This is a genomic window from Rosenbergiella collisarenosi, from assembly GCF_018494085.1.
In the GTDB taxonomy this organism is placed as follows: Bacteria; Pseudomonadota; Gammaproteobacteria; order Enterobacterales; family Enterobacteriaceae; genus Rosenbergiella; species Rosenbergiella collisarenosi.
On sequence record NZ_JABBFP010000005.1, the window covers coordinates 51,298 to 64,968 of the forward strand.

Consider the following 13,671-nt stretch of genomic DNA (forward strand, 5'->3'; position numbering starts at 1 on the left):
CAATAAACTATAACTTTTATAAACGACAGGGCGACATAGAATATTTATTATGAAACGTTTAACAACTAGGGACATATTTGCGCTGGGTTTTATGACTTTTGCGTTATTTGTCGGTGCCGGTAATATTATCTTCCCACCGATGGTCGGTATCCAATCGGGCGAACATGTCTGGGTATCCGCGATTGGTTTCTTGATCACCGCCGTAGGGTTACCTGTTGCGACCGTCATTGCGCTGGCGCGGGTCGGCGGTGGCGTTGATAGCCTAAGTACTCCCGTCGGTAAAGTCGCGGGTATTGTTTTAGCGATGGTCTGCTATTTAGCCGTCGGTCCACTGTTTGCTACCCCGCGAACCGCGACGGTCTCCTTCGAAGTGGGGATTGGCCCATTGGTCGGTGAGAATTCGTTGGCACTGGCCATTTATAGCGCAATCTATTTTGCCCTCGTCATCGTTATCTCGCTATTTCCTGGAAAACTGCTTGATACGGTGGGGCACTTCTTAGCACCGGTAAAAATCGTCGCCCTCGCCATCTTGGGTATTGCCGCACTGTTATGGCCAGCAGGGAATAATCTACCTGCGACAGAGGTCTACCAACAGGCTGCATTCTCTAATGGGTTCGTAAATGGTTACTTGACGATGGATACGCTGGGTGCCTTGGTCTTTGGGATCGTTATCGTCAATGCCGCGCGTTCTCGCGGTATCGATAATCCTAAACTACTGACGCGCTACACTATCTTAGCCGGCGTAATCGCGGGCGTAGGCTTAACATTAGTCTACTTATCGTTGTTTAAGCTGGGCTCAGATAGCGGTAGTTTAATCAGCCAGTCGTCGAATGGTGCTGCGATTCTCCATGCTTATGTCCAACACTCCTTTGGTGCCGGTGGCAGCTTATTCCTAGGCGTACTAATTTTTATCGCCTGCATGGTGACAGCGATTGGCCTGACCTGTGCCTGTGCAGAATTTTTCGCTCAGTATATCCCGTTATCCTACAAGACTCTGGTCGTGATCCTCGGTCTCTTTGCGATGATTATTTCTAACCTTGGTTTGACGCATCTGATCGCGATTTCTATTCCAATTCTCACGGCTATCTACCCACCGTGTATTGTTTTGGTCGTATTGAGTTTTACCTTAAACTGGTGGCAGCAAGCCGGCAGAATTGTTAAGCCTGCGATGGCGGTAAGCTTAGTGTTTGGTATCATCGATGGTCTGAAAGCGAGTGATTTCAGTACTTGGGTCCCAGCAAGTTTGCAACACCTGCCGTTATCCGAGCAGAATTTGTCTTGGTTACCGCCAGTAGTGGTTGTTATTCTTATCGCGGCCGTTATCGATAGGGTCAAGGGTAAGGCAAGCGCTACGACTTCACACTAAACAAGATTGACATCATTACCACGAGCCGATGCTCGTGGTTTTTATTTGTGGGATCATAAAATTATGCAACAAAAAAATTCCTTGAAACGGGGACTGAGCATCCGGCACATCCGTTTTATGGCGCTAGGTTCAGCGATAGGCACCGGCTTATTCTATGGCTCAGCAGATGCCATCCGTATGGCAGGCCCCAGCGTCTTGCTGGCTTATATTCTCGGTGGACTCGTCGCCTATATCATTATGCGAGCATTGGGCGAGATGTCAGTCAATAACCCATCAGCCAGCTCGTTCTCACGCTATGCCAACGACTATCTGGGTTCTTGGGCCGGCTATTTGACGGGATGGACCTATTGCTTTGAAATATTGATTGTCGGGATTGCCGATGTCACGGCGTTTGGTGTGTATATGGGCGTCTGGTTCCCCGAGGTTCCACATTGGGTCTGGGTGCTTAGCGTCGTATTCATTATCGGGGCGATTAACTTGATGAGCGTGAAAACGTTCGGCGAAGTTGAGTTCTGGTTCTCATTTTTCAAAATCGCTACTATCACCTTAATGATTATTGCTGGATTCGGGATGATCATCTGGGGGATTGGTAACGGTGGGCAGCCGACAGGGATTTCGAATCTCTGGACCCACGGTGGGTTCTTCGCTCATGGGCTGGTGGGCATGTTGTTATCACTGCAAATGGTTATGTTTGCCTATGGAGGCATCGAGATTATCGGGATTACGGCAGGTGAAGCTGAAAATCCAGAGCAGTCGATCCCCAAAGCGATTAACTCAGTACCCTGGCGTATTCTGGTATTCTATGTGGCTACCCTATTTGTCATCATGGCTATCTACCCATGGAACCAAGTCGGCACGCATGGCAGTCCGTTCGTATTAACCTTCCAGCACTTAGGGATCGCCGCCGCGGCCTCCATCCTCAATTTCGTGGTCATTACCGCCTCACTCTCTGCGATTAATAGCGATATTTTCGGCGTTGGTCGCATGCTACACGGGCTAGCGGAGCAGGGGCAAGCCCCCGCTATCTTCCGTAAAGTCTCGTCTCGTGGCGCACCGGCTGTCACGGTTATCGTGATGATGGTGGCGCTATTGATTGCCGTGGTCCTTAACTACTTAATGCCTGAGAAGGTATTTCTAGTCATCGCCTCGCTGGCAACGTTCGCCACGGTGTGGGTATGGATCATGATCTTGCTTGCGCAGATTGCCTCACGAATTAAGATGGGTAAGGAAGCGGCGAAGTCGCTTAAGTTTGCACTGCCGGGTGGCATTGTGTTGTCGAGTATTGCGGTGCTATTTCTGGTCTTTATCATCGCCCTGATTGGCTATTTCCCCGATACGCGTTTATCGCTCTACGTGGGAGCCGTATGGGTGGTTGTGTTAATGATGGGTTATCCATTGACGCGCCGTAACGCTAAGGCGATAAAGTAGAGAAGATTGGCGCTGCAGGGTCACCCGCAGCGCCTTAGTATTAGGCAGGAATACGCAGGGATTGACCAGGATAGATCTTGTCTGGATGCGAAAGCATCGGCTTGTTCGCTTCGAAAATCTTATTGTATTGGTTCGCGTCACCGTAGACCTGTTTAGCGATTGCGCTTAGCGTGTCGCCGGACTTAACGGTATAAAATTTGCTTTCTGCCGTCGCGTCGGTGGTTTTGACATTATCTTCGACGTTACTGATCCCCGCAACGTTACCCACCGCTACAAGAATTTTCTCTTTTAACTCTTGGCTCAAGCCTTCTCCGTTAACGGTTGCTTTATCGCCATCGACATTGACTTGGACCTTATCCGCATCAGGAATGCCTAGCTTTTTAAGATGGTCCTGAATTTTTGTTGCTGCATCATCGTGTGAGGAAACAGAATCCCAAATCTTTTCACCTGCTTCTTTCACAAAATCAAATAAGCCCATTTCTAACTCCTGTTTAGATAGTGAAAATATTACATCTCTCAACGTAAAGTATAGTCGATATTCTTCACAATGAGAGAGTTCTGGCTATGAGGAATAAATTTCACGCTAAACGTTTCTGTCATAAGGGGTTCGCGCTACACTAAGCGACCTGCCGCCTTTATAGAGGAGTCATTATGTATTGCCCTTTTTGTAACGCTGTCGATACAAAAGTTATTGACTCTCGCCTCGTGAGTGAAGGTTCATCTGTGCGACGTCGCAGGCAGTGTCTACTTTGCAGTGAGCGATTCACCACCTTCGAGATTGCTGAACTGGTGATGCCGCGGGTGATTAAAAGCGATGAAGTACGTGAACCTTTCGACGAAGAAAAGATGCTCCGCGGATTAATGAAAGCCTTAGAAAAACGTCCGGTCAGTGCTGATGCCCTCGATAATGCCGTCCACAGAATTAAAGCGCGTTTACGGGCGACAGGTGAACGGGAGCTACCGAGTAAGGTCGTTGGGAATTACGTGATGGACGAATTAAAGTTATTAGACAAAGTGGCTTATATTCGCTTTGCTTCCGTCTATCGAAGTTTCGAGGACGTGCGTGAATTTGGTGAAGAAATCGCGAAGCTGGGGAGTGAGTAATGTCAGATCTCGATTTTATGCAACAGGCGTTGCAACTGGCGGCTCAGGGTCGCTTTACAACCAGCCCAAATCCTAATGTAGGCTGTGTTATCGTGAAAGACGGCGTGGTCGTCGGCCGTGGTTGGCATCAAAAAGCCGGGGAGGGCCATGCGGAGGTACATGCGCTGCATGAAGCTGGGGAGCAGGCTCAAGGGGCGACCGCCTATGTGACGCTTGAGCCTTGTAGTCATCATGGCCGAACTCCCCCTTGCTGTGAGGCGCTTATCGCTGCAGGGATCGCTCGGGTGGTGGCCGCAATGCAAGATCCGAATCCGCAAGTTGCCGGGCGGGGCCTACATCGCCTACGCCAAGCCGGTGTTGCGGTAGAGTTCGGTCTACTCGCCGAGGAAGCAGAGTTACTCAATCGTGGTTTCCTGAAAAGAATGCGTACCGGTTTCCCGTGGGTACAGCTCAAAATGGCCGCGTCACTCGACGGTCGAACAGCGATGGCAAATGGTGAAAGCCAATGGATCACGTCTCCGGCTGCCCGCCAAGACGTTCAGCGCTATCGCGCGCAAGCCTCCGCCATTCTTACTACCAGCAAAACGGTTCTCGCGGATAACCCCACGATGAATGTTCGTTGGGCGCAACTTGATGCCGCGACACAAGCGCTTATCGGTGATGAGCAGTCACTACGTCAACCGGTGCGAGTCGTGCTGGACCGCCGCCAGCAGATTAGCGCCGCCGCCGCGATCTTTACCGAGAGAACTGCGCCAGCTTGGCGCGCGATCACTGAGCCTTCCGAGGAGGATACGCCTTGGGATAAGTCGCTGATTATTCCTGAGCATCAAGGCCATATCGACGTGGTTGCGTTAATGATGGTGCTTGGTCAGCAGCAGATGAATACCGTGTGGGTTGAAGCGGGGGCGACCTTAGCTGGACAGTTACTGCAAGCAGGCGTTGTCGACGAATTGATTCTCTATATTGCGCCCAAATTATTAGGGTCAGATGCGCGCGGGTTGTGCGTGCTCCCCGGCCTCGAACATCTTTCGCAAGCCTTGGAATTTGAAACGAAAGATGTTCAACAGGTGGGACCTGATCTACGGATTATTTTACAGCCAAGCTCAGCCTCTGCGTAAAAGCCTAAGCAGAGCGTTAAACAATATGCTAGAATTCGCGCCCTGTTGGGCGTCTAACTCTTAACCTGAAGGATATGTATGAATATTATCGAAGCACCCGTTGCTACGCCTGAAGCAAAAATTGCAATCGTTATTGCTCGTTTCAATAACTTCATTAACGATAGCTTACTGCAAGGTGCAGTCGATGCGCTAAAACGTATCGGTCAGGTCAAAGACGAAAACATTACGGTAGTGTGGGTACCTGGGGCTTACGAACTGCCTCTTGCCGCACGAAGGTTAACCAACAAGAAAAAATACGACGCCGTTATCGCGCTAGGTACTGTGATCCGTGGCGGCACTGCACACTTCGAATTTGTGGCAGGCGAAGCCAGTTCGGGTATTGCGAGTGTTGCAATGAACAGCGACATCCCAGTTTCCTTTGGTGTTTTAACGACCGAGAATATCGAGCAAGCTATTGAGCGTGCTGGAACGAAAGCGGGTAATAAAGGGGCTGAAGCCGCTTTGACCGCACTTGAAATGATTAACGTATTAAAAGCGATTAACGCCTGATCCTGAGGGAATTTTTGTGAAACCTGCTGCTCGCCGCCGCGCTCGAGAGTGTGCTCTTCAAGCACTCTACTCTTGGCAAATATCGAAAAACGACATTGCTGATGTTGAATATCAGTTCCTTGCTGAAAACGACGTCAAAGACGTTGATGTGCTGTACTTTCGGGAGATCCTGACTGGCGTAGCGAACAACAGTGATTTTCTTGATAACCTGATGCAACCGCACCTAAGCCGTCGTCTTGATGAGCTAGGTCAAGTCGAAAAAGCAGCGTTACGTATTTCCTTATACGAACTCAGCAAACGCGATGACGTCCCTTACAAAGTGGCGATCAACGAGGGTATCGAACTGGCCAAGACCTTTGGTGCGGAAGATAGCCATAAGTTTGTGAATGGGGTACTCGATAAGGTAGCTCCCCAAATTAGACCTCGCCGTAAATAATGTATAGGCCGGATATTCCGGCCTTTTTTTATGGCAAAGAAAGATAAAAAGGTATGTGCGATGGCCGACGGTGAATTCGAGATAATTAGTCGTTATTTTAATCGTAAGACGACAAATAGACGAGACGTTGAGACGGGAATTGGTGATGATTGTGCATTGTTGAACCTAGCACCGAATCAAACGTTAGCCATTAGTGTCGATACGTTGGTGGAAGGTACGCACTTTTACCCTGATATTGCCCCTGACGATCTTGCTTATAAAGCACTGGCGGTTAACCTTAGCGACCTCGCCGCCATGGGAGCCGATCCAGCCTGGCTAACGCTAGCCATCAGCCTTCCTCATATCGACCATCAGTGGCTACAAGCGTTTAGTGATGCGCTCTTCGAGCAACTCGATTACTACCATATGCAATTAATTGGCGGTGATACGACGCGTGGCCCACTTTCCATGACGTTGGGTATTCATGGTGTGGTGCCTGCAGGTAAAGCGCTGAAACGTAGCGGCGCTCAGCGCGGAGACTGGATCTTTGTGACCGGCACATTAGGGGATAGCGCAGCGGGACTTGCCCTATTACAGAATACTTTAACGGCACCGAGTCTTGAACAGCGTAATTACCTATTAAAGCGCCATCTGCGCCCGACGCCGCGCATCTTGCCAGGACAAGCTCTACGCCATTTGGCGTCGGCCGCGATCGATATTTCCGATGGGTTGCTGTCTGACCTGGGTCATATCCTACAAGCCAGTGGGGTAGGGGCAAAAATCGAGCAGAATCAACTGCCGCTCTCTTCTATCTTGCAGGAGGTTGTTGGGCGCGAGGCCGCCATTGATTTAGCTCTTAATGGTGGAGAAGACTACGAGCTGTGCTTCACTGTCCCTGAGGTGAATCGTGAGGCGATCCAAGTCGCGCTCAATAATCTAGGCGTTGAAGGTCACTGTATCGGGCAGATATTGCCAGCATCAGAAGGGATCGCGCTCTTCGATAATGGCAAGAAGCTAAGCTACCGGCCCAAGGGTTTTGATCATTTCGCTGGATAAAAAAACGCCTTTCTAAAGTCACCCTCGCTAGATTGAATCATCTAGCGGGGGTTTTTTTTATGGAAAAATATAGACGTATTATTCATGGCGAGGTTAGTAACTTGCGCTTTTAAATCGTGCCGATAGCCCTACTCAAACTGGACAGTGCAGCGACAAACTTCGCATCGATGGCGCTGATGTTCAGCTTTTCCCAGGCTATGCTTTTAAGGGCTTCGGTTTGCCCACAGTTATTTTGACCGATATTAGCGAATAGACAGAGCGGATTAAAGCCAAATTAAAAGGCCTGACTCCGGTTGAATACCGAAATCAGGCCTTGCAAGTCGTCTAAGTTAAAGTGCCCCATTTTATGGGGTCACTTCAATGAGGGCTTTTTCTTATTGCGACCACTTTTTATACTGATTAACGATCCCATCACTGTCTAACCCGAGAGCGGTTCTAACCTCTTCTTGGGTTCCTTGCGCAATAAAGAGGTCGGGTAAGCCGAGATTCAATACCGGGCGCAGTAACCGGTGCGCCATAAGCAGTTCATTGACGCCACTACCAGCACCGCCTTTGATTGCCCCTTCCTCTATAGTGATAAAGGTCTCATGCGTCTGTGCTAAAGAGAGTACCAGCTCCTCATCGAGTGGCTTCACGAAGCGCATATCGACTAGCGTCGCGCCCAATTCTTCAGCGGCCTGTTTTGCCTCTTCCAGTAACGTACCAAAATTGAGTATCGCTACATTGGCACCTTCGCGGACCACATAGCCTTTACCGATAGGCAGCGCGTTGAGAGGACGTTCAGCCAGACCAATCCCGTTACCTCGCGGATAGCGGACAGCAGAAGGTCCTTCACGGTATTGGTAACCGGTATAGAGCATTTGTCGGCACTCATCTTCATTAGAAGGGGTCATGATGACTAAGTCAGGGATACAGCGTAAGAAGGCGATATCGAACGCGCCTTGGTGCGTCTGTCCGTCTGCCCCGACGATACCGCCGCGATCGATGGCGAATAATACCGGTAATTTTTGAATCGCGACATCATGGATGAGCTGATCGTAGGCGCGCTGTAAAAAGGTCGAGTAGATCGCGACGACAGGGTGGTAACCGCCAATCGCCAGCCCAGCCGCGAAAGTGACGGCATGCTGCTCAGCAATCGCTACATCAAAATACTGCTTCGGGTATTCACGAGAAAAACGTACCATCCCCGAGCCTTCACGCATCGCTGGCGTCACCGCCATTAACTTAGGATCTTGCGCCGCAACTTCGCATAACCAATCGCCAAATACTTTCGAATAGGTTGGGGCGATGCTCGGTTTGCTCGCAGGCAATACACCGCTGGCGGGATCGAATTTCGGGACAGCATGCCAACTGATCGGATCTTTTTCGGCAGGGGCGTAGCCTTTACCTTTCTGCGTAATAATATGAAGGAATTGTGGTCCCTTCAATTGGCGCATATTGGTCAGAGTACTGACGAGTGTCAGCACATCATGGCCATCCACCGGGCCAATATAGTTAAAGCCTAACTCTTCAAAAAGCGTTCCTGGCGATACCATCCCTTTAAGATGCTCTTCGGTACGCTTCAATAGCTCTTTGATCGGAGGAAAGTTATCGAAAGCGCGTTTGCCACTCTCGCGTAATTTAGAGTAGGTTTTACCTGATAGCAGCTGTGCAACGCGATTATTCAGCGCACCCACATTCTCTGAGATCGACATATCGTTATCGTTAAGGATAACCAGCATATCCGGCTTGATATCTCCGGCATGGTTCATGGCCTCAAACGCCATCCCCGCGGTTATGGCACCATCTCCGATAATACAGGCGACCTTGCGCTCTTGTTGTTCTTTCTGCGCGGCTACCGCTAAGCCTAATCCGGCACTAATAGAGGTTGAGGAGTGTCCGACACTTAATACATCGTGTTCACTTTCCGCGCGCCATGGGAAAGGGTGTAATCCGTCTTTTTGGCGAATAGTTCCGATGCGGTCACGACGACCAGTAAGGATTTTATGAGGGTAGGCCTGGTGTCCAACATCCCAAATCAAATGGTCGAAAGGCGTTTCATAGACATAATGCAATGCGACAGTAAGTTCGACGACACCAAGGCCAGAGGCGAAATGCCCACTCGACTGGCTCACGCTATTAAGCAAATACGCGCGTAATTCTTCGCAAAGTTGAGGTAACTTCTCTTTAGGAAGTTGGCGTAATTGCTGAACAGTTTCAGCGAGGGCCAAAGTCGGATATAGGGTATTGTCAAAACTCATCAGAGACTCATCATAGAATTTATTTATTACGTTCAACGATATAATTCGCCAACGCCTGTAATTGCTGGGTATTAAAACCTTGCTCTGTAAGCGGAGTCAGGGCATCGATCGCTTCTTGATAAAGTTCGTGCGCCTTTTGCTTCGCCGCATCGAGGCCAAGAAGGCTGGGGTAAGTACTTTTACCCAGTGCTATATCCATACCCTGCTGTTTGCCGGTAATTTCACTATCGCCTGTGACATCTAGAATGTCGTCTTGCACTTGGAATGCTAGGCCAATCGCTTCGGCATAACGGTCCAGTGAGGATAAAAACGGGCGACTTTTCTCGCCAGCCGTCAACGCGCCTAGACGAATTGCCGCACGGATCAAGGCACCAGTCTTATGGCGGTGGATCGTTTCCAACGCCTCAAGGTCCAAAGTTTTACCTTCTGCTTGTAAATCTAACGCTTGACCCAACACCATCCCTGCTGCGCCACTCGCGCGGGCGAGTTCAGCTATCATTGCGATACGCGTAGTATCCGGGACTTCAGGTAGCGGGCTCTCACTCAGAATAGAAAACGCCTGCGTCAGTAAGGCATCCCCGGCTAAAATCGCGGTATCTTCGCCAAAGGCGATGTGGCAGGTCGGCTGCCCACGGCGTAGGCTGTCATCGTCCATGGCCGGGAGATCATCATGAATGAGAGAATACGCATGAATAAACTCAATTGCCGCGGCCGGCACATCGAGGACCTGCTTATCGACGCCGAACATTTCACCCGTGGCATAGACAAGAAACGGGCGCATTCTTTTACCGCCTAATAATACGCCATGATGCATCGCTTTAGATAAGGGAATTGACTGAAAATTAAGATTCCCTAAACATTCTTGCAAAACACGGTCAATTCGCGAGCGGTAATGCGTCAGAGTTGTGGTGAGGTCCATGATCAGTTTTCCGGCGTGAATGTCGATAATGCAGCCTGCTCATCTTGAGAAAGAAGGATCTGAACGCGTTGTTCTGCGTGTTGTAGCTGCTGCTGACCTTGGCGCGCGAGGGTAACGCCTCGTTCGAACTCGTTGAGAGCCTCTTCAAGAGGGAGTTGTCCGCTTTCAAGGCGCTGTACAATGGCTTCTAGTTCAGAAAGAGAGTGTTCGAAACTGATCGTCGTCGCGGTTTTTTTTGGCATATACAGTACCGGCTTGGTGAGTGAACGATAATTGAGATATATGTTAGCTGACTAGTACTATTTCGCAAAATACTCTGTGTCTTACGACTAAAGCAAGCTATAGCGACCTAAAGATGGTATACTATGCGCGCTAAAATCAGAGGATAACTCTGACTCCTATTTTAACATATAGACGTTTAATAATTAACGTTTATTCCCACGTAAGTTAGTGCCAATATGAAGTTTATCGTAAAATTATTTCCAGAAATAACGATTAAAAGCCAATCTGTGCGATTACGCTTTATCAAAATCTTGTCCAGCAATATACGAAATGTGCTGAAAAGCGTCGATGAAGATATAGCGGTCGTCCGTCTTTGGGATCACATCACGGTTCGCACGCGTAAACCTGAGCTTAGCGCTGCTGTGGCAGAGGCCTTGACGCGCATCCCCGGAATACATCATGTGCTTTCCGTTGAAGACCGCACCTTTACCAGCCTGCACGATATTTTCGAACAGACCTTGGCGTTGTATCAGTCTCAGCTAGAGGGCAAAACCTTCTGTGTCAGGGCGAAACGTCGTGGTAAGCATGAGTTTACCTCTCACGAAGTCGAGCGTTATGTTGGCGGCGGCCTGAATCAGCATATTGCGTCAGCCTCGGTAAAACTTCAGCAACCTGATATGACCGTACACCTCGAAATTGATCAAGAACGTTTGCTACTGATCAAAGACCGTTACGAAGGTTTAGGCGGTTTTCCAATCGGTACTCAAGAAGACGTTATCTCTTTGATATCGGGTGGATTCGACTCGGGCGTGTCGAGTTACATGCTAATGCGCCGTGGCAGTCGAGTGCACTACTGCTTTTTCAACCTAGGCGGTGCCGCGCATGAAATAGGCGTGCGCCAAGTGGCGCATTATCTCTGGAATACCTTTGGCCGTTCGCATCGTGTGCGCTTTATCGCGATCGATTTTGAGCCGGTGGTAGGAGAAATTCTTGAGAAAGTCGATGATGGTCAGATGGGCGTCGTACTCAAGCGTATGATGGTCCGCGCGGCCTCACAAATTGCCGAGCGTTATGGGGTACAAGCCCTCGTGACCGGTGAAGCATTGGGACAAGTTTCCAGCCAAACTCTCACCAATCTACGTCTTATCGACAACGTCACAGATACTTTGGTGTTACGTCCGCTTATTTCCCATGATAAAGAACATATCATTAAAGTCGCTCGGCAGATCGGTACGGAAGACTTTGCGAAAACAATGCCTGAGTACTGCGGTGTGATCTCGAAAAGTCCTACGGTTAAAGCGGTAAAAGAGAAGATCGAAGCGGAAGAGAATAATTTCGATTTTGCTATTCTAGAGCGAGTCATCTCCGAAGCCCGTAACATCGACATTCGCGATATCGCAGTCGAGACCACGCAAGAAGTGGCTGAAGTTGAATCTGTCAGTGCCTTAACGGCACAGGACTCAATTCTCGATATTCGTTCGATTGATGAGCAAGACGATAAACCATTGATGGTCGAGGGCGTCGAAATTAAATCGATACCTTTCTACAAATTGGCTACTCAATTTGGTGACCTAGATCGTTCACGGACTTGGCTTCTCTATTGTGAGCGTGGCGTTATGAGTCGCTTACAAGCCCTTTATTTGCACGAGCAGGGGTTTACTAATGTTAAGGTCTATCGACCTTAAAAATGAAGGCCTCGATGATGAGGCCTTTTTTTATTCCTGATAATTATAAATCCCGACAGGGATCGCCAGATCGTGTGTCAGCGCGTGAGCGGCTTCTTTGTTTATGAGCAGTTCGACGATTTTCAGCGCCATGTCTGTTGCGCATAGTGGGCCTTGACCAGAGAGTAATAAATATCGCGGATCATTGACAACACGGCGTTCCTGCCACTGTGTATGAGCGAGATGTTCCTTATGCTGGGGCAGGCAGGTGACATTCGCCCCACGAAAGCCTGCGATGCTATCAATTATCCCAGGTACGGCATGGCTCATGGCTGCAACGTAGCGGCGTGTCGATGTAAATTGGGCAATGGATTCCACTACCAGGTCACTCTGTGCATAAGTCCGACAACTCTGTTCACCGCCGACGAGTAAAAGTAGCTCGTAGTCCTTATCAACAGCTTGACTCAGCGGTAACTGCGCGGAGAAGGGTAAACCTTCCGCACTCTGTATAGTGAGTGCTCCATCTCCCTCCACACTTGCCACCGTGACAGAAATGCCCGCACGCGGGAGCAATGCTAAGAAGGTTGTGATTTCGATAGCATCATTACCATGAGCTAGGCAGAGTAGTACGGAGGGTATCGCTGGCATAGTCGGATTCCTGTTGTTTGATCCATTGGTAAAGGGCGGTGTGTTGCGGCAAGTTAAGCCCAAAACAGCGTGCACGTTTGAGAAGATAGCCAGTGATATAGTCAACCTCGGTTGAACGCTGGGCTTGGATATCTTGTAGCATCGAGCTGTAGTTACCTGCGGTGGCTTGGATAACATTCACTACAGACTCGAACAGCTGACTGTCATCGGTATGGATCCCTTCGCGATTCATCACGAGCGCGATTTCTCTACACAGAAGGGTGACTTCACTGAGGACGTCCATTAGCTGACCATTCTGACAGTGGTACTTTACCGTTAAAGGATTGATCACGGCGTTAACGGCTAACTTCTTCCAGGCTGAGGTCTTGATATCATCGTACCACGCAACGTCAGGAAGGGCCTGATGAAGAATTTTAGCCAAATCACTGAGCGATGCTGCCGCACTATTTAACGGCCCCAACTGTGTAAAGCCCCATCCTTTATGAAAAGTAGCCGTAGGAGTGCGATAGGCGGCCTGTGTTGTGACGGCGTGGCAAAGCGGTTGAGTTAATTGAGGGAGTTCATCAACCACGCCTAGGCCATTATGCATGAGGATAATGGGGCACTTTTTGGGTAAGAGGGAAATCAGTGGTAGGAGTCCCGAGGGTAACTGCTGAGCTTTTAAGGTAACAAGCAGTAGCTCACACTGCTGTAACTTATGGCTATCATTAACACTAAGCGTGTGCGAAAAACTGTCTTGTTCAGGACTCACTACCTGAAAACGAAAGTGCGGTGCAAAGACCTTTAGCCAACCTTGTACATCGTGGCCCATTCTGATCAGTGCGGAAAGCCAGATTTGTCCCAAAGCCCCGCAGCCTAATACCGTTATTTTCATAAAATTCCCTCGCAATCCCTAGCCATTTCCTGCGGAAGTGTTGTGTCGTCTTTACAGATCGGTATTAT

The 13,671-nt window shown here is 49.4% G+C and carries 14 protein-coding genes; 8 read left to right on the plus strand and 6 right to left on the minus strand.

The window, feature by feature from the left end:
• Positions 1-46: 46 nt before the first annotated feature.
• Together brnQ and proY are read left to right on the plus strand one after the other, a co-directional pair.
• Entirely contained in the window at positions 47-1,366 is a 1,320-nt protein-coding gene (brnQ, locus tag HGT70_RS09645) for a branched-chain amino acid transport system II carrier protein (protein WP_214195781.1), read from the plus strand.
• A gap of 63 nt (positions 1,367-1,429) precedes the next feature.
• Positions 1,430-2,794, plus strand: a complete 1,365-nt coding sequence (gene proY / locus HGT70_RS09650; protein ID WP_071434405.1) for a proline-specific permease ProY — start codon at positions 1,430-1,432, stop codon at positions 2,792-2,794.
• A gap of 40 nt (positions 2,795-2,834) precedes the next feature.
• On the opposite strand, the gene lysM is transcribed toward proY, so the two are convergent.
• Positions 2,835-3,272 (minus strand): peptidoglycan-binding protein LysM, encoded by a 438-nt coding sequence (gene lysM / locus HGT70_RS09655; RefSeq protein ID WP_071434407.1) that lies wholly within the window; start codon positions 3,270-3,272, stop codon positions 2,835-2,837.
• 173 nt (positions 3,273-3,445) lie between these two features.
• Here lysM and nrdR point away from each other — a divergent pair, with 173 nt between their 5' ends.
• The 5 genes from nrdR to thiL all read left to right on the plus strand — a co-directional run bounded on the left by nrdR (position 3,446) and on the right by thiL (position 7,036).
• Positions 3,446-3,898 (plus strand): transcriptional regulator NrdR, encoded by a 453-nt coding sequence (gene nrdR, locus HGT70_RS09660; RefSeq protein WP_071434409.1) that lies wholly within the window; start codon positions 3,446-3,448, stop codon positions 3,896-3,898.
• Positions 3,898-5,016: a bifunctional diaminohydroxyphosphoribosylaminopyrimidine deaminase/5-amino-6-(5-phosphoribosylamino)uracil reductase RibD gene (gene ribD / locus HGT70_RS09665; RefSeq protein WP_071434411.1), complete on the plus strand. Its 1,119-nt coding sequence runs from the start codon at positions 3,898-3,900 to the stop codon at positions 5,014-5,016. Before nrdR ends, ribD begins: the two co-directional genes overlap by 1 nt.
• 78 nt (positions 5,017-5,094) lie before the next feature.
• Complete coding sequence (gene ribH / locus HGT70_RS09670) at positions 5,095-5,565, plus strand: 6,7-dimethyl-8-ribityllumazine synthase (RefSeq protein WP_214195723.1); 471 nt, start codon at positions 5,095-5,097, stop codon at positions 5,563-5,565.
• A 16-nt stretch (positions 5,566-5,581) separates the two neighbouring features.
• A complete protein-coding gene (gene nusB / locus HGT70_RS09675; protein ID WP_071434418.1) occupies positions 5,582-6,001 on the plus strand; it encodes a transcription antitermination factor NusB in 420 nt (139 codons plus the stop codon).
• 60 nt (positions 6,002-6,061) lie between these two features.
• A complete protein-coding gene (gene thiL, locus HGT70_RS09680) occupies positions 6,062-7,036 on the plus strand; it encodes a thiamine-phosphate kinase (RefSeq protein ID WP_214195724.1) in 975 nt (324 codons plus the stop codon).
• A gap of 374 nt (positions 7,037-7,410) precedes the next feature.
• Here thiL and dxs read toward each other — a convergent pair whose 3' ends face one another.
• Genes dxs through xseB form a run of 3 tightly spaced genes read right to left on the minus strand, consistent with a single transcriptional unit; the run spans position 7,411 to position 10,437 of the window.
• Positions 7,411-9,276, minus strand: coding sequence for a 1-deoxy-D-xylulose-5-phosphate synthase (gene dxs, locus HGT70_RS09685; RefSeq protein ID WP_071434422.1), 1,866 nt, complete (start codon positions 9,274-9,276; stop codon positions 7,411-7,413).
• Positions 9,277-9,295: 19 nt separating this feature from the next.
• Positions 9,296-10,195, minus strand: a complete 900-nt coding sequence (ispA, locus tag HGT70_RS09690) for a (2E,6E)-farnesyl diphosphate synthase (RefSeq protein WP_214195725.1) — start codon at positions 10,193-10,195, stop codon at positions 9,296-9,298.
• A gap of 2 nt (positions 10,196-10,197) precedes the next feature.
• Entirely contained in the window at positions 10,198-10,437 is a 240-nt protein-coding gene (gene xseB, locus HGT70_RS09695) for an exodeoxyribonuclease VII small subunit (protein ID WP_071434426.1), read from the minus strand.
• Positions 10,438-10,653: 216 nt separating this feature from the next.
• Here xseB and thiI point away from each other — a divergent pair, with 216 nt between their 5' ends.
• Complete coding sequence (thiI, locus tag HGT70_RS09700) at positions 10,654-12,102, plus strand: tRNA uracil 4-sulfurtransferase ThiI (protein WP_071434428.1); 1,449 nt, start codon at positions 10,654-10,656, stop codon at positions 12,100-12,102.
• 30 nt (positions 12,103-12,132) lie between these two features.
• Here thiI and HGT70_RS09705 read toward each other — a convergent pair whose 3' ends face one another.
• Both HGT70_RS09705 and panE read right to left on the minus strand, forming a co-directional pair.
• Complete coding sequence (locus HGT70_RS09705; protein ID WP_071434431.1) at positions 12,133-12,729, minus strand: DJ-1/PfpI family protein; 597 nt, start codon at positions 12,727-12,729, stop codon at positions 12,133-12,135.
• Positions 12,686-13,603, minus strand: a complete 918-nt coding sequence (gene panE / locus HGT70_RS09710; protein WP_214195726.1) for a 2-dehydropantoate 2-reductase — start codon at positions 13,601-13,603, stop codon at positions 12,686-12,688. Before panE ends, HGT70_RS09705 begins: the two co-directional genes overlap by 44 nt.
• Positions 13,604-13,671: the final 68 nt, after the last annotated feature.